The organism is Porticoccus sp. Uisw_050_02 (assembly GCF_047729555.1).
GTDB lineage: Bacteria > Pseudomonadota > Gammaproteobacteria > Pseudomonadales > Porticoccaceae > Porticoccus.
On sequence record NZ_CP159825.1, the window covers coordinates 167,169 to 189,466 of the forward strand.

18 protein-coding genes and 1 pseudogene are annotated in these 22,298 nt (G+C 42.3%); 18 read left to right on the plus strand and 1 reads right to left on the minus strand.

From position 1 onward, the window contains the following. From rsmH to mutT, 18 genes and pseudogenes are all read left to right on the plus strand, one after another. Positions 1 to 936, plus strand: coding sequence for a 16S rRNA (cytosine(1402)-N(4))-methyltransferase RsmH (gene rsmH, locus ABXT41_RS00805; protein WP_415390942.1), 936 nt, complete (start codon positions 1 to 3; stop codon positions 934 to 936). Between the two features lie 23 nt (positions 937 to 959). Beyond that, positions 960 to 1,238, plus strand: a complete 279-nt coding sequence (locus ABXT41_RS00810) for a cell division protein FtsL (protein ID WP_415390943.1) — start codon at positions 960 to 962, stop codon at positions 1,236 to 1,238. Positions 1,239 to 1,270: 32 nt separating this feature from the next. Beyond that, on the plus strand, positions 1,271 to 3,040 hold the full coding sequence (locus ABXT41_RS00815) for a peptidoglycan D,D-transpeptidase FtsI family protein (RefSeq protein WP_415390944.1): 1,770 nt from the start codon (positions 1,271 to 1,273) through the stop codon (positions 3,038 to 3,040). Beyond that, a complete protein-coding gene (locus ABXT41_RS00820) occupies positions 3,040 to 4,578 on the plus strand; it encodes a UDP-N-acetylmuramoyl-L-alanyl-D-glutamate--2,6-diaminopimelate ligase (RefSeq protein WP_415390945.1) in 1,539 nt (512 codons plus the stop codon). Before ABXT41_RS00815 ends, ABXT41_RS00820 begins: the two co-directional genes overlap by 1 nt. Next, positions 4,579 to 5,958 (plus strand): UDP-N-acetylmuramoyl-tripeptide--D-alanyl-D-alanine ligase, encoded by a 1,380-nt coding sequence (locus tag ABXT41_RS00825; RefSeq protein ID WP_415390946.1) that lies wholly within the window; start codon positions 4,579 to 4,581, stop codon positions 5,956 to 5,958. Continuing rightward, the gene (gene mraY / locus ABXT41_RS00830; protein ID WP_415390947.1) at positions 5,959 to 7,041 is read left to right on the plus strand and encodes a phospho-N-acetylmuramoyl-pentapeptide-transferase; all 1,083 of its coding nucleotides are present in this window, start codon (positions 5,959 to 5,961) and stop codon (positions 7,039 to 7,041) included. Positions 7,042 to 7,048: 7 nt separating this feature from the next. Further along, positions 7,049 to 8,404, plus strand: coding sequence for a UDP-N-acetylmuramoyl-L-alanine--D-glutamate ligase (gene murD, locus ABXT41_RS00835; protein WP_415390948.1), 1,356 nt, complete (start codon positions 7,049 to 7,051; stop codon positions 8,402 to 8,404). Between the two features lie 104 nt (positions 8,405 to 8,508). Then, positions 8,509 to 9,578, plus strand: a pseudogene (gene ftsW / locus ABXT41_RS00840) (putative lipid II flippase FtsW). 13 nt (positions 9,579 to 9,591) lie between these two features. Further along, complete coding sequence (murG, locus tag ABXT41_RS00845) at positions 9,592 to 10,635, plus strand: undecaprenyldiphospho-muramoylpentapeptide beta-N-acetylglucosaminyltransferase (RefSeq protein WP_415390949.1); 1,044 nt, start codon at positions 9,592 to 9,594, stop codon at positions 10,633 to 10,635. Further along, positions 10,632 to 12,053, plus strand: a complete 1,422-nt coding sequence (gene murC, locus ABXT41_RS00850) for a UDP-N-acetylmuramate--L-alanine ligase (RefSeq protein WP_415390950.1) — start codon at positions 10,632 to 10,634, stop codon at positions 12,051 to 12,053. Before murG ends, murC begins: the two co-directional genes overlap by 4 nt. Before the next feature lie 37 nt (positions 12,054 to 12,090). Next, positions 12,091 to 12,999 carry a D-alanine--D-alanine ligase gene (locus tag ABXT41_RS00855; protein WP_415390951.1) on the plus strand — a complete coding sequence of 303 codons (909 nt, stop codon included), beginning with the start codon at positions 12,091 to 12,093 and terminating at the stop codon, positions 12,997 to 12,999. Between the two features lie 36 nt (positions 13,000 to 13,035). After that, positions 13,036 to 13,803 carry a cell division protein FtsQ/DivIB gene (locus ABXT41_RS00860; protein ID WP_415390952.1) on the plus strand — a complete coding sequence of 256 codons (768 nt, stop codon included), beginning with the start codon at positions 13,036 to 13,038 and terminating at the stop codon, positions 13,801 to 13,803. A 111-nt stretch (positions 13,804 to 13,914) separates the two neighbouring features. After that, the gene (ftsA, locus tag ABXT41_RS00865; RefSeq protein ID WP_415390953.1) at positions 13,915 to 15,153 is read left to right on the plus strand and encodes a cell division protein FtsA; all 1,239 of its coding nucleotides are present in this window, start codon (positions 13,915 to 13,917) and stop codon (positions 15,151 to 15,153) included. Positions 15,154 to 15,194: 41 nt separating this feature from the next. After that, positions 15,195 to 16,367: a cell division protein FtsZ gene (gene ftsZ / locus ABXT41_RS00870; protein ID WP_415390954.1), complete on the plus strand. Its 1,173-nt coding sequence runs from the start codon at positions 15,195 to 15,197 to the stop codon at positions 16,365 to 16,367. A gap of 194 nt (positions 16,368 to 16,561) precedes the next feature. Further along, positions 16,562 to 17,476, plus strand: coding sequence for a UDP-3-O-acyl-N-acetylglucosamine deacetylase (gene lpxC, locus ABXT41_RS00875; RefSeq protein WP_415390955.1), 915 nt, complete (start codon positions 16,562 to 16,564; stop codon positions 17,474 to 17,476). A 166-nt stretch (positions 17,477 to 17,642) separates the two neighbouring features. Continuing rightward, positions 17,643 to 20,360: a preprotein translocase subunit SecA gene (gene secA, locus ABXT41_RS00880; RefSeq protein ID WP_415390956.1), complete on the plus strand. Its 2,718-nt coding sequence runs from the start codon at positions 17,643 to 17,645 to the stop codon at positions 20,358 to 20,360. A gap of 79 nt (positions 20,361 to 20,439) precedes the next feature. Beyond that, positions 20,440 to 21,657 (plus strand): bifunctional glutamate N-acetyltransferase/amino-acid acetyltransferase ArgJ, encoded by a 1,218-nt coding sequence (gene argJ / locus ABXT41_RS00885; protein WP_415390957.1) that lies wholly within the window; start codon positions 20,440 to 20,442, stop codon positions 21,655 to 21,657. Beyond that, positions 21,657 to 22,055 (plus strand): 8-oxo-dGTP diphosphatase MutT, encoded by a 399-nt coding sequence (gene mutT / locus ABXT41_RS00890; RefSeq protein WP_415390958.1) that lies wholly within the window; start codon positions 21,657 to 21,659, stop codon positions 22,053 to 22,055. Before argJ ends, mutT begins: the two co-directional genes overlap by 1 nt. Here the strand turns inward: mutT and ABXT41_RS00895 are convergent. Further along, entirely contained in the window at positions 22,052 to 22,282 is a 231-nt protein-coding gene (locus ABXT41_RS00895) for a DNA gyrase inhibitor YacG (RefSeq protein ID WP_415390959.1), read from the minus strand. The two genes, mutT and ABXT41_RS00895, sit on opposite strands and share 4 nt — an antisense overlap. Positions 22,283 to 22,298 lie beyond the last annotated feature (16 nt).

The window sequence follows — 22,298 nt, forward strand, 5'->3', positions numbered from 1 at the left end:
ATGTCAGTAGAGGTGGGACATAAGGCTGTTTTGTTAAAAGAAGCAGTTGAGGCGCTTATTACTAATCCCGATGGTTTGTATATCGATGGGACATTTGGCCGAGGCGGGCACGCGGCACTGATATTGTCTCAGCTAAGCGAGACTGGAAGTTTGATGGCGGTAGACAAAGATCCGAAAGCTTGCGAGGTGGCGAAAAAGAAATTTTCTAAGGATGCTCGTTTTGAGATAAAGCAAGCTTCGTTTGCAGATATTCGTAAACTGATAACAGAGAAACAGCATGAGGGAACAGTAAGTGGGGTGCTCCTAGATTTGGGTGTTTCATCCCCTCAGATTGATGACCCCATAAGAGGATTTAGTTTCCTGCGAGATGGTCCGCTTGACATGCGCATGAATCCAAGTTGTGGGATTAGTGCCGCCGAATGGCTCTCGACAGCAAAAGAGAATGATATAGCTCAGGTTTTAAAAGACTACGGTGAAGAGCGATATTCCAAGCGTATCGCTCGTGCAATTGCTGCTGCTCGTGCCGATAAGCCAATAACACGTACTGGGCAACTTGCAGCAATCGTTAAAGAAGCTAACCCGGCTTGGGAGAAAGATAAGCATCCAGCAACAAGAGCTTTTCAGGGCATCAGAATTTTTATTAATCAAGAGCTAAAAGATCTTGAGAGCGTGTTGCCTGATATTTTAGAAATTATGGCAGTGGGTGGCCGATTGGTCATTATTAGCTTCCATTCTCTTGAGGATCGTATTGTAAAAAGATTTATTCGTGATCAGGAGAAAGGGAAGGCTATACCTAGAGGCCTACCTGTTATGGAAAAAGATATTGTTAGGCGTTTGCGTTCGATAGGAAAGATAGTTAAGCCAAGTGGCTTAGAGATTAAGGACAATGTAAGAGCCAGGAGCGCTGTGATGCGAATTGCAGAAAAGCTGATATAACTTTGATTAACATAGGAATGATTATGCTATCTGGGCTAAAAATTACATCCTGGTTGTTAGTTTTCTGGATTAGTGTGATTTTTTGTGCGCTTTCTGTGGTCCATGTCAGCAATGCTTGCCGGCTGCTTGCTAGCCAACTGTCAACTCTCGAGGGAGAGTCAAACATTTTGCAGGAGATGTGGGGAAAGTACTTATTAGAAAAAAGTTCTTACACCTCATTGATTAATATTGAGAACAAGGCAATAGATGAACTGCAAATGCGAGCTCCTCGGCAAGATGAATTTATAGTCGTTTCTCCATAGGTATTTTAGATAACTGCCAGGAAGAGTGTTGAGTGAAACTAAAGCAAAATAAGTTGACTGTTTCTCGCTGGCGCTATGCGTTAGTGATGACTGCGCTCCTAATATTACCAGTAGCACTAATTTGGCATATTGCTGGACTGCAGGTGTTGTCTGATGTAGATAAAGGCTATGAATTTCTTCAAGGAAAAGTCTCAAAAAAAATGGTTCGTAGGGAAGTCATCCCTGCTTATCGTGGAGTTATTACCGACAGGCACGGCGAACCGCTTGCAATAAGTAGCCCTGTAGTACAGCTGGTAGCGGATCCTCGGCTAGTAGATGTCAATCATCCTAAATTTTCTGAGTTGGCTGAGCATTTATCAGTAACTAGCGCAAGCTTGAAGAAACGAGTTTTGAGGTATGCCAAAAGACCATATATGGTTTTGAAGGCAAGAAATTTTTTGCCTCCTGCTGTAGCTGAAAAAATTCTTGCCTGGAAAATACCTGGTATTTATGGAGAAAAAACATATAAGCGCTTTTATCCTGCAGCCGAGGTGATGTCTCAGATAGTCGGAATCACTGATGACAAGGAGAAAGGTCAGGAGGGCATTGAATCGTCATATGACAGCACGCTAGCCGGTGTCCCTGGGCGAAAAAAATTACTAAAGGATCGAAGGGGCAACGTGATCAAAGATCTGGGGGTGGAGCGTAATGCTAAGCCTGGCGAAGCTATAGCCTTAAGTATTGATATGAGGCTCCAGCACAAAGCTTACACTGAATTACAAGACGCTGTTGTTAGGCATCAGGCGACTTCTGGATCAATTGTAGTGCTTGATGTGCACACTGGGGAAATTTTAGCAATGGCAAGTCAGCCATCTTACAATCCCAATGATAGGAAAAAATTAAGCTCTGATGCTTTAAATAAAGGGGCTCGCAATAGAGCAGTTTTAGATTTATTTGAACCGGGATCGACCGTTAAGCCCTTCACTGTTTTGGCAGCCATGGAGAACAGCAAGATATTCGCTGAATCAATTATTGATACAAATCCTGGCTACATACAGGTAGACAAAAAAAGAATAAAGGATGAGCGTAATTATGGGGAGATTGGTCTTGCCGATTTACTCAAGAAGTCCAGTAATGTTGGCGCTATAAAATTAGGTCTAGCTGTCGATCCAGAAGATATGCATGATTTATTTTCACGCGTAGGTTTTGGACAGGTTGTTGGGACGGGTGTCGCAGGTGAAAGCCCAGGAACACTGCCTGTACATAAAAAATCGATGAGACTAGAAAGAGCAAATTTTGCAATTGGATATAGCTTGAATGCCTCAGCCTTACAGATTGCTCAAGCCTATGCAGTTTTGGCATCTGATGGATTAAAAAGACCAATTACGCTATTAAAAACAGATAAAATTCTAGAAGGAGAGCAGGTGGTGGATGCAGAACTAGTTGCTATAGTTCGCCAAATGATGACAGGTGTCACTCGTAAAGGAGGGACCGCAGAGAAAGCAGCTATTTATACTTATGACGTGGCCGGGAAGACAGGCACTGCTTATAAAAATGTAGCGGGAGGATATGATGATAAGAGATACGTTGCATTATTTGCAGGCATAGTGCCAGCAGATAAACCGCGTCTAGTGACAGTGGTGATCATAAATGATCCTAAAGTGGGCGGGCATACTGGAGGTCAGGTGGCTGGACCAGTGTATGCGAATGTTACAGAGAGAGCTCTTAGGGTGTTAATGGTCGCACCAAAAGTAGTAGTCAGCGATAGAGCTGTTGCGTTGAGTGCTAAGCCAAGTCCGATAAGATTTGGAGGTGATATTTGATGGCGGTATTGAATAGGCCAATTACCCGAAGTCTAGGAAGCTTGATGCCAGAGGTTTTGTTTCCTGAAGAGTTAATCAATTTGAAGATTTCTGGTCTCTGTCTCGATAGTCGACTGGTTGAAAGTGGCGATTTATTTATTGCGGTCCCTGGGTTTTCACACGATGGACGAGATCATATTCAGTCATCACTTAAGGCTGGCGCAGAAGTCGTGCTTGCTCATGCAGACGGAATTTTCCTTCAAGAGCATGACAGAGTAATACCGATACCAAGCTTGAATAAGAAAATAAGTGAAATTTCTGGACGTTTTTATTCTGATCCATCTCATAACATAGCACTGACTGGCGTGACTGGAACTAACGGAAAAACCACTTGCACGCACCTATTGGCACAGCTATTTAGCCTTACAGGTAATCCTGCTGGAGTTATCGGGACTTTGGGTTACGGGTGCGTAAAGAATGGAATATCTGAGCTAAGTGGTGAAGGGATAACGACACCGGATCCTATTACTCTTCAGGCGGTTCTGGCTAGCTTTGTGTACCACAATATAAGTAAAGCAGTTATGGAGGTATCTTCTCATAGCCTCAGTCAATTTAGGGTTCATGGTCTATTGTTTGATACGGCCATATTTACTAATTTGAGCCATGACCATTTAGATTATCATGGCGATTTTACAAACTACGCTGCCGCTAAGAAGCAGCTATTCAACATGCCTGATCTGCAGACCGCTGTGATTAACGAGGATGATCCTGTCGGTCTAGAGATAACTAAAGAGTTACCCTCGTCCGTAAATGTGTTTACTTTCTCTTTAATGAATCCAAGCGCGGCTATCTACGCTAAGGATGTAAGTCTATCAGTGTCAGGCATTGAGGCGAATATTTGCACCCCTTGGGGCAATGGTATGCTCAAGAGCCAGCTTATCGGTAGGTTTAATTTGCTCAATTTGCTAGCTGTCGTTGGAGCTGCTTGCTCCCAAGGATTGGTTTTCGAGGAGGCTATAAGACTGATTCCTCAACTTACCGGAGTGCCAGGGCGAATGGAGATTGTTTCTAGTTTGGGTGACTCTGGTGATGTCAAAATTTCTGAACCAGCGATTGTGGTAGATTTTGCTCATACTCCGGATGCTTTAAAAAATACACTAGAGACTTTACAGCAATTTTGTCATGGAAAATTATGGTGTGTGTTTGGGTGCGGGGGTGACCGGGACAAAGCTAAACGGCCAAAAATGGGCAATATTGCTAGCCAGTTAGCAGATCAGGTTGTTGTGACAAGCGACAATCCTCGCGGGGAGAGCCCGGAAACGATTATTAATGAGATTCTTTCCGATGTCATTTCTGAGGCAAAGACTGATCGATCGTCCGTTCATGTGATTCCAGATAGAAGAAAGGCTATTGATTTTGCTGTTCAGTCTGCGACCAAGAAGGATATTGTTTTAATCGCCGGAAAGGGGCATGAGCTGTATCAGTTTACTGGACATAAAATGATACCTTTTAGCGACCAAGTCGAGGCCAGTCTGGCTCTACAGAGGAGGGGTGGCTAGTTGATAAATACATTAATGCTCTCGAAAATGGCTCTAGAATACGGCGGAACAATTATGTACCCAGATTGCCATTTTCAGTCTGTATCGACAGACAGTCGTAGTTTAAAGAAAGGTCAATTATTTGTTGCTCTCAAAGGAGAGAAATTTGATGGACATGAATTTATTTCGTTGATTTCATCTCAAGCAAGCGGATTGGTGGTTGAGCGTCCAATGAGCGACCTAGTCATGAGTCAGTGGGTGGTTCCCGACACAACTAAGGCGCTAGGACAGATTGCTGCAGTTAATCGTAAGCATCTTAATGGATGTTTAATTGCTATAACAGGAAGCTGCGGGAAAACTTTAGTTAAAGAGATGATTGCAGCTATTCTCAGCAAGACGGGATCGGTATTGTTCACAAAAGGAAATCTAAATAATGAAATTGGAGTTCCTCGTACCTTGATGGAGATTCGCTGTGAACATAATTATGCGGTAATTGAAATGGGTGCAAGAGCTAATGGAGATATAGATTATCTCTGTAGTTTTACTAAACCGAATGTTGTTTTAGTAAACAATATTTTGCCTGCACATCTTGAAAGTTTTGGCACTCTTAGTGATATTGCTAAAGCGAAAGGTGAGATCTACAGGAATCTCTCTGCCGGAGATACTGCAGTTATCAACCTTGATGAAAGTTATGCTCAGATGTGGCATGAATCAACAAACGCAAGGGTCTTGAATTTTTCGATCAATAAGGCTCATGCCGACTTTACTGCCAAGAATCTTGTCTTAAAAGAAAACGGCAGCTATAGCTTTATTTTAGTTACTCCTGAGGGAGAATCAGCCATATCTCTTACTTTAAGCGGGAAGCACAATGTTGTAAACGCGATTGCAGCAGCAGCTTGTTCTTATGCGGCAGGTGCTTCAATGTCCTCTATTGTGGACGGTCTGAATCATCTAAAGCAGATACCAGGCAGAATGAATCTTGAGGAGCTACCTTCTGGAGTCACTTGTATTGATGATAGCTATAATGCAAACCCGGGTTCAGTAAAAGCAGCCATTGATAGCCTTGTGGAGATCCGCAGTCTTCATGTCTTAATATTGGGTGATATGGCAGAGCTTGGTGATGATGAGGTCTCCCTACATGCTGATATAGGCAGCTACGCATTAAATAAAGGCGTGGATATTCTTTTAGCCCTTGGCCCTCTTTCTTTTTATGCTGCCAGAGAATTTGGTCAAAGTGGTCAGCACTTTAAAAGCAAGCAAGAATTGATTGATTATTTAAATAGCAGTGAATTCTTAAACTCAGGTGTGCTTGATTTCGGATCAGCTATCCTGGTAAAAGGGTCAAGATTCATGGCTATGGACGACATATCCCAGTTGATAAAAAAATTAGGGGAGACCTAAATGCTTGTCTGGCTAGCTGACCACTTAACGCAGTATTTTACTGGCTTTGGCGTAGTGCAGTATATAACTGTCCGAGCAGTCATGGCTGCACTAACCTCTTTAGGAATCTCATTGATTTTTGGGCCGTGGATGATCCGTCGTCTGACTTACCTTCAGATTGGGCAGTCAGTTAGGAGTGATGGCCCTGCTAGCCATCTAGTCAAGACTGGAACACCAACCATGGGCGGGGTATTGATACTTTTTTCTATCTTTACTAGTACGCTTCTTTGGTCAGATCTTCTTAATCCATATGTTTGGATAGTGCTGCTGACGACTTTTTTGTTTGGAATTATTGGCTGGGTCGATGATTACCGAAAGGTGATTAAAAACAACTCTCAAGGTATTTTGGCTAAATGGAAGTATTTTTGGCAGTCATTGGTAGGAATTATAGTTGCAGTTATTCTTTATAAGATAGGCGGTATTGGTGTTGAAAACGAGCTAATAGTTCCTTTTTTTAAGGATATAGCGTTGCCGCTAGGTATGTTTTATATCGTGCTCACTTATTTTGTAATTGTCGGCAGCAGTAATGCGGTAAATCTTACGGATGGCTTAGATGGTTTGGCTATTATGCCTATAGTCTTAATTGGCAGTGCCTTGGGGCTAATAGGTTATTTGGTAGGACATATAGAGTTTGCAGAATATTTGCATATTCCTTATGTGCCTGGTGCTGGAGAGGTGGGGGTGTTTTGTGCGGCGCTTGTTGGCGCCGGTATGGGGTTCCTCTGGTTTAACACGTACCCTGCTCAAATTTTTATGGGAGATGTTGGATCATTATCTTTGGGCGCAGCCTTAGGTGTTGTGGCGGTAATAACTAGACATGAAATTGTTTTTTTTATCATGAGTGGCATTTTTGTTATGGAGGCAGTATCGGTGATGATGCAAGTAGCTTCTTTCAAGTTAACTGGTCGTCGAATTTTCCGTATGGCTCCAATTCATCATCACTTTGAATTAAAAGGTTGGCCCGAACCTCGTGTCATCGTTAGATTTTGGATTATCACGGCCATGCTGGTATTGCTTGGCTTGGTAACACTGAAGCTTAGGTAGCAAGAGAATGGATTTACCAATGAGGCAGTTAATAGCAAGCAATAAGCTCAAAATGGTAGTAGGTATTGGTGTTACAGGATTTTCTGTGGCTCGACACCTGTCTCAATTGGGGCAACATTTTGTGATGTTAGATACTCGCCAAAACCCCCCTTTGCTTGAACAGTTTAAGGCCGAGTTTCCAGACATATCAATATCGCTAGGAGAGCTCGCTACTGATAGCTTTAAGAATGCTGATGAGATCATCCTTAGCCCTGGACTGTCTAGGCAAATTCCAGCTATTCAAACTGCGATCGAGTTAAATATCCCAGTAATAAATGATATTGAATTATTTTCTCGATCTGCTAAGGCTCCTATTATTGCTATTACAGGCTCAAATGGCAAAAGTACTGTCACTACAATAGTGGGAGAGATGTGTACTGCTGCAGGTCGTTCGGTGGGTATTGGCGGGAACCTAGGGACGCCTGCGCTTGAATTGCTTGATCAGAATGCGCAGCTTTATGTTTTAGAGTTATCAAGTTTTCAGCTAGAGTCTGTTGGCAGTCTGTGTGCTGAAGTAGCAGTAGTGCTTAATGTTAGTGCAGATCATATGGATCGCTACAAAACATTACTTGATTACCATCAGGCCAAGCATCGGATTTTTAATGGGGCTCGCCAGGTGATAGTTAACCGGAATGATAGGCTTAGTGCGCCACTAGTTGGAGACAAAGTAAAAACATGGAGCTTTGGCCTTGACCGCTCAGATTTTAATGGTTTTGGGTTAGTTTCTGGAGATGACGGTCAATCATGGCTGACTTATGAATTTGAGAAATTAATGCCTGAAAGCGAACTTGGAATAAAAGGATTGCACAATACAAGCAATGCTCTTGCTGCTTTAGCCTTAGGCTCAGCAGTAAATTTTCCCTTGAGGTCAATGTTACAAGTATTGCGTCAATTTACCGGGTTGCCTCATCGATGCCAGACAATAAGAGTTCTAAATGGCGTAACTTATATCAACGATTCTAAGGCAACAAATTTAGGCGCTACTTTGGCAGCCATTAAAGGGCTTGGCTGTAATAATATAATTTTGATTGCTGGCGGCCAAGGGAAAGCACAAGATTTTTCAGCCCTCTCCACTGCGCTAACTGGGACGGTTAAGCAGCTTGTATTAATAGGCGAAGCCGCATCTGAAATAGGTAATGCTGTTTCTGGAAAAATAGACACTATTTATGCAATAAGTATTGAGTGTGCAGTAAGAGCATCTTGCGAAATTGCACAGCTGAGAGACATTGTTTTGTTGTCCCCGGGATGCTCAAGTTTTGATATGTTTGCTGATTTTGAAGATAGGGGTGAGAAATTCATCTGCGCAGTAGAGGATTTGAGATGAATTCAAGACCGCTGCAGCCGAGGGAAGGTTTTTTGCGTTCTCTGCAATGCATAGATCAACCCCTCTTATTTGCAATGCTGGCTATTCTTACGATTGGCTTAGTGATGATTTATTCCGCTTCAATTAGTCATGCTCAGGTTGAGTATGGCGATGGCTTTTATTACCTTAAGCGACATTTAATATTTCTTGTGCTTGGCATGATTACAGCCGCCATCATTCTAGCCGCACCTTCGCGAATTTGGTACCGACTCTCCCCCCATTGTTCATAGTCACAGTTTTGCTGCTGCTGGTAGTTCTATTCACACCGGAGATCAATGGAAGTAAGCGTTGGATCTCTCTTGGACCCTTTAATCTGCAAGCTGCAGAGGTAGCTAAATTTACTGTCATTTTGTTTCTGGCGGGTTATTTGGAGCGTCATCAAGAGCAACTTAGAGCCGAATGGAGGAGCGTCTTTAAACCTTTAGTTGTGGTTGGATTAGTGATTATTCTTTTATTTTTTGAGCCAGATTATGGATCTATGGTAGTCATAAGTGCCACAGTTTTTTGTATGTTATTTATTGCGGGAGTTGCTCTTTGGCAATTTGGCATAATATCCATTTTAGCTGCTGCTGGCTTATCTTATGTTGCCATTATGGAGCAGTACAGATGGGAGCGCTTAAAGACATTTATGAATCCTTGGTTAGACCCTGGAGATTCTGGTTATCAAATAACAAACTCAATGATGGCTTTTGGTCAAGGAGAATGGTTGGGGGCTGGTTTAGGTAAGAGCGTGCAAAAACTTCACTATTTGCCTGAGGCTCATACTGATTTTATTTTTTCCATTTATGCTGAAGAATTTGGATTAGTTGGCGTTACATTAGTCGTATTTTTGTATGCGCTGTTGGTGCATCGGATATTGCATATAGCCCGTCAAGCGATGAAAAGTAAAGATTGGTTTGCCACTTACAGTTGTATTGGTATTGCCATGCTTTTGGCAATGCAATCATTTATTAATATAGGCGTTACTTCAGGATTACTACCTACAAAAGGACTAACGTTACCTTTTATTAGTTATGGCGGGAGTAGCCTTCTTGTTTGTATTGCGATGGTGGTGTTGGTTTTGAAAATTAGCTCAGAAGTAGGTGATACTCGAGAGACAGGAAAGCGGGTGAGGCGTGATAGAGCAGAGATGTAATAAGGTGATGATAATGGCCGGAGGTACTGGCGGACATATTTTTCCTGCTCTGTCAGTGGCGGAGGTATTAAGGAGCAAAAATATTGCTGTTACGTGGCTCGGTACTCGCGCAGGTATCGAGATGGAGCTGGTTCCAGCTAAAAATTTCCCTATTGATTATATCGATGTAGAAGGGCTAAGGGGCGCTGGAATAATGAAGTGGTTGAGGGCGCCTTATATTATAGTCAGGGCTATATTCCAGACTCTGGCTGTAATCCGCAAAGAGTCCCCAGATGTTATTTTAGGTCTAGGTGGTTTTGTGTCAGGACCCGGCGGCATTGCTGCTCGAATACTTGGGCTACCATTGGTTATTCACGAGCAAAATGCAATTGCAGGGACTACTAATAAGCTGTTAGCTAAAGTTGCTAACCGAGTCCTAACTGCTTTCCCTAATACACTCACTCAGGGTGAGTGGGTTGGAAATCCAGTTCGCAGTGAAATTATTGCACTGCAGTCGCCGCTACTTAGTTCTAATAGAGAGACTCACCCTTTAAGGATCTTAGTATTAGGTGGGAGCCTTGGTGCGATAACAATTAATCATCAAATTCCTTTAGCGCTAGCTACTATAGGGAAGCCTCATTGGTTTGAGGTTAGACATCAGTCTGGTAAAAAACATTTAAAAAATACTAAGAATGCATACAAGAATGCTGGTTTCAAGATTACTGTGGAGCCGTTTATAGCTGATATGGCTGGAGCTTATAAATGGGCCGATGTAGTTATTTGCAGGGCAGGTGCACTAACAATCTCAGAGCTGACTACAGTAGGTATCGGGGCGCTCTTAATACCTTTCCCTTACGCAGTTGACGATCACCAAACTCGAAATGGCGAATGGCTCGTGCAGCATGGAGCTGCAATTATGATTAAGGAGTCAGACTTAACAACCGAGGGGTTGGCATCAATCTTAAATGAGTGGTTAGGGGATCGAAGTAATTTAATCTCTATGGCAATCAATTCAAGACGATTGGCAAAAGTAGACGCTACTGACCTAGTGGTCGATATTTGTATGGAGGTAGCATGAGTAACGAGATAAATTATTTTATACCTGAAATGCGAAGGATGAAATGCATACATTTTGTTGGTATTGGGGGCAGCGGAATGAGTGGAGTAGCAGAAGTTCTGATCAACCAAGGGTACAAGGTTTCTGGTTCAGATCTAGCGATGAACGGTAATATACTCCGATTAGAAAAATTGGGTGCAAGCGTGCAATTGGGTCATACGGTAGAAAATATTAAAAGTGCTGATGTCGTCGTCATATCTTCGGCTGTGACACATGATAACCCAGAGGTAACTGGCGCTCGAACTCTCAGGATTCCTGTAGTCTCTCGTGCGGAAATGTTAGCAGAGTTAATGCGCTATCGTCACAGTATTGCTGTTGCAGGAACGCATGGAAAAACTACAACCACCAGTCTATTGGCCGCTATTTTGGCTGCAGGTGACAAAGACCCAACTTTTGTTGTTGGGGGGCTCGTAAAAGCAGTGAATGCTAATGCTGGATTGGGCGTAAGCCCTTATTTTGTAGCGGAAGCCGATGAAAGCGATGCCTCTTTTTTGCATCTACAGCCTATGGTTGCGATAGTAACCAACATTGATGCGGATCATATGGAAACTTATGATTTTGACTTTAATAAGTTAAAGCAAACCTTTTTAGCCTTTCTTCATAACCTGCCTTTTTACGGGTTAGCTGTTTTATGTATTGATGATCCTGTGATTAAAGCAATGCTGCCTGATATTTCAAGACCTATTCTTACTTATGGTTTCTCTGAGGATGCAGACTATCGTATTCAGAATATGTCTGTTAATCAGCAGTACAGTTATTTTGATCTACATAGACCTAATGGGGTCGGCCCTCTATCTGTTGAGATGAATATTCCGGGCGCTCATAATATCTTAAATGCCGCCGCCGCTATCACTGTTGCTATTGATGAGGGGGTTTCTGATAAGGCAATCAAAAAGGCCTTATTGGAGTTTCAAGGAGTCAGTCGACGTTTTGAGATTTATGGCGAATACCCCATAGATAGCGGGACTGTGATGCTAGTGGACGATTATGGACATCACCCACGAGAGGTCTCGGCTGTCATTAAGGCAATAAGGGAAGGTTGGCCAAAAAGGCGGTTAGTGATGGTGTTTCAGCCTCATCGTTTCACACGCACTCGTGATCTTTTCGAAGATTTTGTTCAAGTGTTGTCTAGTTGTGATGCGTTGTTATTACTAGAGGTTTATGCGGCAGGTGAGAATGAAATTCCCGGGGCAGACAGCAGAACACTCTGTCGCAGCATAAGACAAAGAGGCTTAGTCGACCCTATTTATGTTTGTAGTGTTGATGATGTTCAGGAAGTCCTTGGAGACATACTCCAGGCTGGAGATATTTTGGTTACCCAGGGTGCAGGGAGTGTCGGCAGACTTGTAAAAATACTTGCAGATGCAAGGTTAATATAGGGTTCGCTAGATGAAAAAAATGATAATAAGCCAGTCAATGAAGACAAAGTATGGTCGAGTTGGGGTGCTGTTTGGTGGTATGTCAGCTGAGAGGGAAATTTCCCTATTGTCTGGGAAGTTTATGTCGGAGTCCCTGATTAGATCTGGCGTAGATGTTGTGCTTATTGATGTTGATGGGGATTTTTTGCAGCGATTGCCTGAGTATCAGTTAAGCAGAGCAGTGATTATGTTGCATGGGCCTGGAGGAGAGGATGGAAGCCTCCAAGGTGCCTTGCAGTTTTCCGGGCTGCCTTATACTGGGAGCAGGGTTTTGGCATCAGCATTAGCAATGGATAAATTGCATAGTAAGCAATTTTGGCAGGGTATTGGTTTACCTACGCCAAATTTTGCCGTGCTGGATAAAAAAACGAACTGGAACAAAACGCTTAGAAAATTGGGTGGCAAGGTGATAGTCAAGCCCTCGCAAGAAGGTTCGAGTTTAGGTATGAGTCAGGCTAGTGATCCTAAGTCTTTAGAGCAGGCATGGAAAATTGCTTCAAAGTTCGATGATATTGTGATTGCCGAGGAATGGATTGAAGGATCGGAATATACCGTTGCGATATTGGGCGAAGAGACGCTTCCTTCCATCAAACTTGAGACAAATCACACATTTTATGATTACACCGCAAAATATCTTGCAAATGACACTATTTATAAGTGCCCGTGTGGATTAGGCGTCGAAGAAGAGAAATTACTTACAAATTTAGCAGTAGAAGCTTTTACAAGTATCGGCTGTAGTGGTTGGGGGCGCGTAGATATAATGTCTAATTCAGACGGAGAGTTTTTTTTATTGGAGGTAAATACTGTCCCTGGGATGACTGATCACAGTCTGATGCCAATAGCTGCTGTTGCCGCCGGATATAATTTCGATGAGCTGGCCCTAAAGATTCTGGACAGCTCTTTATGATGATTATTTTTTTAACTCAAGATGGATGTCTTAAAAATGAACACGGCAATTAATCGTAATGAGATTAGGGCAACAAAGATACAAGAACACTTTTTCTTGTTGCGCAATCTTTTGGATTGGCTTTTTAGGAGGCTAGCACTGTTGCCCTTGGTGGTAGTCTTTGTCGTTATAATCTGGGGAGGCAGGCACCTCTTTATTGCTTTTGATGTCCCCATTAAGAATGTTTCGGTAATGGGCATATTTAGTAATATAAGCAAAAAAGAAATTGAAGAATCAGTGGTTCCGCTAGTCTCCGATAAAGGATTCCTCAGCCTAGATTTGACTACAATCGCAGCTCTTCTGGAATCACGCTCATGGATAGAAAGCGCTACTGTTAGGCGAAAGTGGCTGGGAGACATAGAGATAAAAGTAGTAGAGGAGACTCCAGTTGCTCGTTGGGGAAAAGACAGTTTCTTAAATAACCAAGGGGAAATATTACAGATCGAAAATAATAGTAACTTGTTGCATTTGCCTTTATTGCAAGGAGAAGAATATTCGGAAGGCCTGCTGATGAAAACTTATCGCGAAGTTGCTTTGTTGTTGCAGCCAGCAAGTTTGAAAATTATGGAATTAAAGAGGGACGACCGTGGAGTTTGGTGGCTGACCTTGTCAAATGGTTTAGAGCTTTTAATTGGTCATGATCAGATCATAGCAAAAGTGCGTCGATTCTTAATTGTATGGGCGTCTGAATTACAGACCAAGAGCACCGATGTGGCGAGTATAGATATGCGTTACGAAAATGGCGTTGCAGTGAAATGGAAATAAAAATCATCGATGTGATAGATGCAAGCTTAAGGGTGTAAGAAAAATTGCCACGTATGTTTTATAGCGAGCAACAGTAAACCTAGACATAGAAGGTAAACATGAGGTCAAAAGATGACTAGTTCGAACGAAGAGCAGTTAATAATTGGTTTAGATATTGGGACATCAAAAGTTGCAGCTATTGTAGGAGCGGTGAGCCCTGAAGGTTTCCTAGAGATAGTGGGAACTGGACTGCAGATGTCTTCCGGTCTAAAGAAAGGAGTGGTCATTAATATTGAGGCTACTGTTCATTCGATACAGCGAGCTATTGAAGAGGCCGAACTAATGGGGGGGTGTAACATCAACTCTGTTTTTGTGGGAATCGCCGGAAGTCATATTCGCAGCTTGAATTCCCATGGCATTGTTGCGATTCGCGATCGAGAAGTTTTGCCTTTAGATATAGAGCGTGTTATTGATGCCGCTCGAGCAGTTGCTATCCCCGCCGATCAAGAAATTCTTCATGTGCTACCCCAAGAATATATTATTGATAATCAAGAAGGGGTGCGCGAGCCTTTAGGTATGTCCGGTGTGCGACTGGAATCAAAAGTGCATCTTGTAACCTGCGCAGCAAATGCCGCTCAAAATATAAAAAAGTGTATTCGTAGATGCGGTCTCGAGGTTGACGACATTATTCTGGAGCAGCTCGCATCAAGCTATGCCGTCTTAACGGAAGACGAAAAGCAGCTAGGGGTCTGCTTGGTGGATATAGGTGGAGGAACTACTGATATCGCAATTTTTTATGATGGAGCGATTCGCCATACAGGAGTGATACCTATTGCCGGAGATCAAGTGACTAACGATATCGCTCATGCGTTAAGAACTCCAACTGCTCATGCGGAAGAATTAAAAATTAAATATGCGTGTGCTTTGGCAAAGTTAACCGCTCCTGAGGAGACCATAAAGGTTCCTAGTGTCGGAGATAGGCCTCCGCGCGATTTATCTCGCCAGGCTCTGGCGGAAGTGGTTGAACCAAGATATGAAGAATTATTTTCTTTGGTTCAAGCAGAGTTACGTCGCAGCGGATTTGAAAATTTGGTGGCTGCTGGAATGGTGCTTACAGGAGGTACATCTAAAATGGAGGGCGTTGTCGAGCTGGCGGAAGAAATTTTTCATATGCCGGTTAGGATCGGGTCCCCTCAAAACGTTAGAGGGTTAACTGATATCGTTGATAATCCTATTTATTCTACTGGCGTTGGGTTGCTGCTCTATGGAATGCAGCAATTATCAGAAGGATCATTGTCAGGCAAAACCGCTAAGGGTGATGGTAGAAGCTTCATGGAGACAGTGAAAGGGTGGTTTCAAGATAGTTTGTAAATATTTTATTTTTAATTAAAGCTAAACGAGGGGTAATCGTTATGTTTCAGATCGTGGATAATACACCAGATAGTGCAGAAATCAGGGTAGTAGGTGTTGGAGGAGGAGGAGGCAATGCCTTAAGACATATGATCGTAAGCGGTGTTACTGGAGTTGAATTTATATGTGCCAATACTGATGCTCAGGCGCTTAAGGATATTGACGCCACAATTTTACAGATAGGAAGTGGACTCACAAAGGGATTGGGTGCGGGAGCCAATCCAGATGTAGGTCGTCAGGCCGCAATGGAGGATCGTGAGAGAATTTCCGATGTTTTGCGTGGTGCTGACATGGTTTTTATTACCGCTGGAATGGGTGGGGGGACTGGAACTGGAGCTGCACCTATCGTTGCAGACGTGGCTAGAGAGTTAGGGATCCTTACAGTTGCGGTTGTTACACGCCCTTTTATCTGGGAAGGAAAAATGAGAATGTCAGTGGCAGAAGAAGGCCTAAAAGAACTTAAAGATAAGGTAGATTCTCTTATCACTGTGCCAAATGAGAAACTGCTGCAGGTGCTGGGTCGCTCCACTAGCGTGCTTGCGGCATTTAGCGCAGCAAATGATGTCTTGCTGGGTGCTGTTCAGGGGATTGCTGATTTGATAATACGACCTGGCATGATTAACGTAGATTTCGCTGATGTGCGAACAGTGATGTCTGAGATGGGTCAAGCTATGATGGGAACAGGTGAGGCAATAGGGGAAGATAGGGCGCGTGAAGCTGCTGAAAAAGCTATTCGTAGCCCTCTGCTGGAAGACATTAATTTACAGGGCGCGAGAGGCATCTTGGTTAACATAACAGCTGGACCAGATCTTTCATTGGGTGAGTTTAATGATGTTTTAGAGACTGTACATAATTTTGCAGCTGACAGCGCTACGACTGTGGTGGGTACCGTGATTGACCCATCATTAGGAGAAGCAATTAGAGTCACAGTTGTCGCTACAGGCTTAACTATGTCTGATAGCCAAAAGTCCTCTATCAAAATGGCGGATAACACAAAACCAATCGAGAGTGTAAAGGTGACAAAAAATGGAGATACAGATTACACTGAATTCGAACGACCAGCCGTACTTCGAAAAGAAGGTAGCTTATCGGAGGATGGGCTGAATGTGAAATCAGGATCTGATTCGGATGATTATCTCGATATTCCAGCATTTTTACGCTGTCAGGCAGATTAAGGTAGTGTATTATTCTAGGGTGACACTTTAAAAAGATCGTTGATTTCGTACGTCAATTGAGCTTGACGATTTTTAGTTTGAATTATGATTTGCGCCGATCAATATTTTTGTATGCATCTAACTAAATAATTGGGTTTCTGCCATCAAAGTCAACAGACCTACCATAGAGAAAGTATCCCGGATAATAGTAAAAGATGATTAAGCAGCGAACATTGAATAATATGATCCGCGCCACTGGAATTGGTTTGCATACCGGCGAGAAAGTTTTTCTGACTCTCCGCCCGGCTCCGGAGGATACCGGGATTGTATTTCGACGTTCTGATTTAAGCCCTATGGTGGAAATACAGGCATCAGCTGAAAATGTTGGTGATACGATGCTTTCTACGACTCTTACGAAGGGAGAAGTTCGTGTTTCAACAGTCGAGCATTTGTTGGCAGCTCTGGCTGGTCTTGGGATTGATAACGCTATCATTGATGTTACGGCTCCAGAAGTTCCTATTATGGATGGTAGTGCAAGTCCTTTTGTTTTTTTACTTCAGTCAGCAGGGATAAAAGAGCAAAATAAGCCAAAACGATTTATACGAATAAAGAAACCAATAAGTGTTTCAGATGGAGATAAAACTGCTTCCTTCAAGCCGTTTAACGGTTTCAAGGTAGAATTTTCTATTGATTTCGATCATCCGGCTTTTAATAATCGAACATTGCAGGCATCAGTTGATTTTTCTACCACCTCTTTTGTAAAAGAGATTAGTCGTGCCCGCACTTTCGGTTTTATGCATGAAATAGAATATCTGAGATCTCAGGGTCTAGCACGTGGTGGCAGTATGGATAATGCTATTGTCGTAGACGAATTTCAGGTGTTAAATGAAGACGGCTTACGCTATGAGGACGAATTTGTTAAGCATAAAATTTTGGATGCTATCGGTGATTTGTATTTGCTAGGAAATAGCTTAATTGGTGAGTATATTGGCTATAAGTCTGGCCATGGACTCAATAATTCGTTGCTTAGAGAATTGATTGCCCGGAAAGATGCTTGGGAAATAGTGACCTTTGAGGGTGATGACGATGAAGCACCAATTTCCTACACGAAGCCTTTGCTGACGGCATAAAATTTTCCTATATAATGATTTGGCAGCTGCCATGGATGCTATTTTTTTAAAAAATAACTACAGCAAATCGAGAGCAGCATTCACCGAACTATTCGATAGCTTATCTGAGCCGCATGCCCTACTTTTATTCTTGTGCAATTAAACGTCTAGTCTTATATATCCTGGAATGATAATGAAATTTTTGGCAAAACTTTTTGGTAGTAAAAATGATAGAGAAATCAAAAGAATACGAAAGGTTGTAGATCGTATTAATAGTTTTGAGGAAAAATTTTCTGCTTTACCAGATGAAGACTTAAGACTTAAGACTAAAGAATTTCAGAAAAATTATGAGAAAGGGTTATCCCTGGACCAGCTGCTACCCGAGGCGTTTGCTGTTGTGCGAGAAGCAGCTAAGCGTACTTTAGGCTTGCGTCATTTTGATGTCCAAATGATAGGAGGTGTGGTTCTTCATGAAGGTCGAATTTCAGAAATGCGAACAGGTGAAGGTAAAACGCTAATGGCAACTTTGCCAACATACCTTAATGCTTTATCTGGAAGAGGTGTGCATATTGTTACTGTGAATGACTATCTAGCTAATCGCGATGCTGAATGGATGGCACCTATATATCAATTTTTAGGTATGGGTGTCGGAGTTATTTCCTCTGGCTTGTCTCCAGAGGAAAAAATAAAAGCATATCAAGCGGATGTTACTTTTGGCACAAATAACGAATTTGGTTTTGATTATCTTCGCGATAATATGGTCTTACGTCTCGAGGATAAGTTACAGAGAGGCCTAAATTTTGCTGTTATTGATGAAGTGGATTCAATCCTTATTGATGAGGCCAGAACACCACTTATTATCTCAGGAACTGCTGAGGATAGTTCTGCTTTATACCAAAAAATTAATAAATTAATTTCGACTCTTGTTCTTCATTCTGAGGAAAATCAGGGTGATTTTATTATTGATGAGAAAATAAGGCAAATAGAACTAACAGAAAATGGGCACTGTAAAATAGAGTCCTTGCTTGAAAGTGAAGGCTTACTTCAAGAGGGAGACAGCCTATATAACGCAATCAATCTGTCACTGCTTCATCATGTCCAGTCAGCACTCAAGGCGCACCACTTGTTCAGCAAGGATGTTGAATATATTGTACAAGATAAGCAGGTTGTGTTGATTGATGAGCATACAGGAAGAACAATGCTTGGGCGTCGATTATCAGAGGGTCTTCATCAAGCCATAGAGGCCAAAGAAGATGTTGTTATTCAGAGCGAAAGCCAAACAATGGCATCGACGACTTTTCAAAATTATTTCCGTCTCTATGACAAATTATCAGGCATGACAGGGACAGCCGATACTGAAGCCTATGAGTTCCACCAAATATATGGACTCCCTGTTGTGGTGATACCAACAAATTTACCAGTAGCTAGAGTAGATCTTAATGACTTAATTTACCTTACACCAGATGAGAAATATGATGCTGTTGTTGCAGACATCAGGTCATGTATTGAGAAAAATTCCCCAGTATTAGTTGGAACAGCTACCATCGAAAGCTCAGAAGAAATGGCATCAAGATTAGAGAAGGTAAAAATTCCCCATCAGGTGCTGAATGCAAAACACCATGAAAAAGAAGCGCAAATTATCGCTCAAGCAGGGCAGCCTGGAACAGTCACAATCGCAACTAACATGGCTGGTAGAGGAACAGACATAGTTCTTGGAGGGAGCTGGGAAGCAATTGTTGCAGAGCTAAAAAATCCTACTCAGGCTCAAATACAGCTAATCAAGAATGAATGGAAAGTCCGCCATGATGTAGTTATTGCCGCTGGCGGGCTCCATATACTTTGTACTGAGCGGCATGAATCTCGACGTATTGATAACCAGCTGCGAGGTAGAGCTGGTAGGCAAGGTGATCCCGGTGTATCGCGATTTTATTTGTCGCTGGAGGACCCATTGATGCGCTTGTTCGCATCGGATGGAGTTAAAAATATGATGCGATCTCTGGGAATGGAAAAAGGGGAATCGATCGAACATCGGATGGTGACAAGTGCTATCGAAAAAGCTCAAAAGAAAGTTGAAGGCAGAAATTACGATATGCGTAAAAATTTGCTTGAATTTGATGACGTTGCTAACGATCAGCGGCAGGTAATTTACCAACAGAGGGATGAGTTGTTGGTGGAAGAGGACATTAGCGAAGTTATTGCTAGTATAATGTCTGATGTTATTGACATATCAATAAGTTATTACATCCTTCCACAAAGTTTGGCAGAACAGTGGGATGTTGCTGGCCTAGAAAATCATTTCGCATCAGAATTTAAGCTGCAGGTAGAATTGCAAAAGTGGCTGGATAATGATGAACTTTTGAATGAAGAAGGAGTTCGATTAAGAATTCAGCAAAAAGCTAAAGATGTCTACGAGGAAAAAGCCTCTGCAATTGGCGCAAATATTCGTGTCATTGAAAGACAGGTAATGTTGCAGGTATTAGATACCCTATGGAAAGAGCATCTTTCTCGTATGGACCATTTGCGGCAAGGGATAAATTTGCGCGCATATGCGCAAAAGAATCCTCGACAAGAATACAAGCGTGAATCGTTTGAATTATTTCAACAAATGCTAGAAAACATCAAGGTAGAGACCATTCATTTCTTAAGTAAGGCTGAAGTTCGTGATCGTGAGGATATCGAACAAATAGAGCGTTCTAAAATAGAGGCTCAGCAACGACAAAAACTCGAAATGAACCATGATAGGGTCTCAGCAATTGGCGAATCCAAAACATCAAGCGGAGCTACTAAAAAGTTTTCTCAGGGTAAGCCGTTTGTTCGATCAGCTGAAAAAGTAGGAAGAAACGATACTTGCCCTTGTGGTAGCGGAAAGAAATTTAAACAATGTCATGGTAAATTGAACCAATGAATTAATTATACACATTTTTTATGCTATTTGGATTAGCTTAACTCAGTTATGTTGCCTAGAAAAATATAGCGAGGAAATCATGGCGGTAGGCAAAGATTATTTTCCTGAAATGCATCCTGTGCCAGGCTTTAGGCTAGGTATAGCAAGCGCTGGCGTCAAGACTTCAGGTAAAAAAGACTTGATTGTGATGGAAATGATAGATGGAAGCTCTATTGCGGGGGTGTTCACAACAAATGCGTTTTGCGCAGCACCAGTGCAAATCTCAAAAGAGAATATTTATTCGACCCAATGTCGTTATCTGGTTATAAATACTGGTAATGCAAACGCAGGAACTGGGGATCAAGGAAGAAAGGATGCTGAGTCTATATGCCAGGCTCTTGCAGCAATAACTAGAGTTGATGAGAGAGCTGTGTTGCCTTTCTCTACGGGTGTTATAGGAGAATATTTGCCAGTACAAAAAATTATTTCAGCGTTGCCTTTAGCATACGCATCACTTTCTGCAACCAGTTGGGACGAAGCCGCAAGGTCCATCCTTACAACAGACACCCGCCCTAAAGGTGCAAGTGTCCAGTTAGACTTTTCTGGAAAAAAAATTACAATCACAGGGATCACAAAAGGCTCAGGAATGATAAGGCCCAATATGGCTACTATGTTGGCTTACGTGGCTACCGATGCAGTGATAGAACAAGAGTTACTAAAAAATATACTTGCTAGTATGACCGAGCACTCATTTAACCGGATTACTGTCGATGGCGACATGTCGACAAATGATTGCGCCATTTTAGTAGCAACTGGGGCTTCTGGTGTTGATGTATCAGAATTGTCCGCCAAGGACATGGATAAGTTTTTGGCTTGCCTGAAAGAATTGTTTATTGCTTTGGCTCAACAAGTTGTTCAGGATGGAGAGGGCGCTACTAAATTTGTGACAATAAAGGTATCTGCAGGTAAGGATGAGCCTGAGTGTCTGAAGGTGGCATATGCTGTAGCTGAATCCCCGTTGGTAAAAACCGCTTTGTTTGCTTCAGATCCTAATTGGGGGAGAATTCTTGCAGCAATAGGATACTCTGGTCTTTCTGATCTGAATGTTGATGGCATAGAGGTTTATTTAGATAACATTCTTATAGCTGAAAAGGGTGGAAGAGCTCAGAGTTACCTAGAATCTCTTGGTCAAGAAGTTATGTCTAAAGATTTTTTTTCTATAAATATTATTCTGAATCGCGGTCATGCAGCGGAAGAAATCTATACGACTGATTTATCTTATGATTATATTAAGATCAATGCAGAATATCGTAGCTAGTGCTTAAAATTTACGTGGTTGCAGCAGTTATTTGGGCCAAAAATAAAAAAATACTTATTACCAAAAGGCCTGATAATAAACCTCAGGGAGGTTTTTGGGAGTTTCCTGGCGGCAAGATAGAAAGAGACGAAACACCGACTGAGGGGTTGTTCCGAGAACTAAAGGAGGAGCTGGCTATTTCTGTTCTTGAAATGAGACCTTTTATTAAGCTTGAGCATGAATACCCAGAGCGTTCTATTATTTTAGATGTATGGATGGTGGAAAAATTTACTGGCAACGCTAGAGGAAATGAAGGACAAACTATTGCCTGGGTTTCTATTGATCAATTGAATCAGTACCAGTTTCCTGAGGCAAATAGGCTGATTGTAGATAAACTCCAGACATTTTTACCCTGCTAGTGATGGGTTGTGTCATCCCTATCAGTTATACCTGGCTCTTCAAGCCCCTGTATAGCAGGATTCCCTGGAATACTAAAACCTTCCGAAGCCCATTCACCAAGATCGATTTGTTTACAACGCGTTGAGCAAAAAGGCCTATAGGACGACTCTTCGTTCCAAGTAACTTTAATTTTGCATGTAGGGCAGTCGATGCAGGTAATTTTTTTATTGCCGCTTAATTCTTTCATGCTGCCATTTTTCCTT

Bases quoted from the DNA above. Each gene is read 5' to 3' on its own strand.
- rsmH (WP_415390942.1), top strand. From the start codon at position 1: ATGTCAGTAGAGGTGGGACATAAGGCTGTTTTGTTAAAAGAAGCAGTT.
- ABXT41_RS00810 (WP_415390943.1), top strand. From the start codon at position 960: ATGCTATCTGGGCTAAAAATTACATCCTGGTTGTTAGTTTTCTGGATT.
- ABXT41_RS00820 (WP_415390945.1), top strand. From the start codon at position 3,040: ATGGCGGTATTGAATAGGCCAATTACCCGAAGTCTAGGAAGCTTGATG.
- mraY (WP_415390947.1), top strand. From the start codon at position 5,959: ATGCTTGTCTGGCTAGCTGACCACTTAACGCAGTATTTTACTGGCTTT.
- murD (WP_415390948.1), top strand. From the start codon at position 7,049: ATGGATTTACCAATGAGGCAGTTAATAGCAAGCAATAAGCTCAAAATG.
- murG (WP_415390949.1), top strand. From the start codon at position 9,592: ATGGCCGGAGGTACTGGCGGACATATTTTTCCTGCTCTGTCAGTGGCG.
- murC (WP_415390950.1), top strand. From the start codon at position 10,632: ATGAGTAACGAGATAAATTATTTTATACCTGAAATGCGAAGGATGAAA.
- ABXT41_RS00855 (WP_415390951.1), top strand. From the start codon at position 12,091: ATGAAGACAAAGTATGGTCGAGTTGGGGTGCTGTTTGGTGGTATGTCA.
- ABXT41_RS00860 (WP_415390952.1), top strand. From the start codon at position 13,036: ATGAACACGGCAATTAATCGTAATGAGATTAGGGCAACAAAGATACAA.
- ftsA (WP_415390953.1), top strand. From the start codon at position 13,915: ATGACTAGTTCGAACGAAGAGCAGTTAATAATTGGTTTAGATATTGGG.
- ftsZ (WP_415390954.1), top strand. From the start codon at position 15,195: ATGTTTCAGATCGTGGATAATACACCAGATAGTGCAGAAATCAGGGTA.
- lpxC (WP_415390955.1), top strand. From the start codon at position 16,562: ATGATTAAGCAGCGAACATTGAATAATATGATCCGCGCCACTGGAATT.
- secA (WP_415390956.1), top strand. From the start codon at position 17,643: ATGATAATGAAATTTTTGGCAAAACTTTTTGGTAGTAAAAATGATAGA.
- argJ (WP_415390957.1), top strand. From the start codon at position 20,440: ATGGCGGTAGGCAAAGATTATTTTCCTGAAATGCATCCTGTGCCAGGC.
- ABXT41_RS00895 (WP_415390959.1), bottom strand. From the start codon at position 22,282: ATGAAAGAATTAAGCGGCAATAAAAAAATTACCTGCATCGACTGCCCT.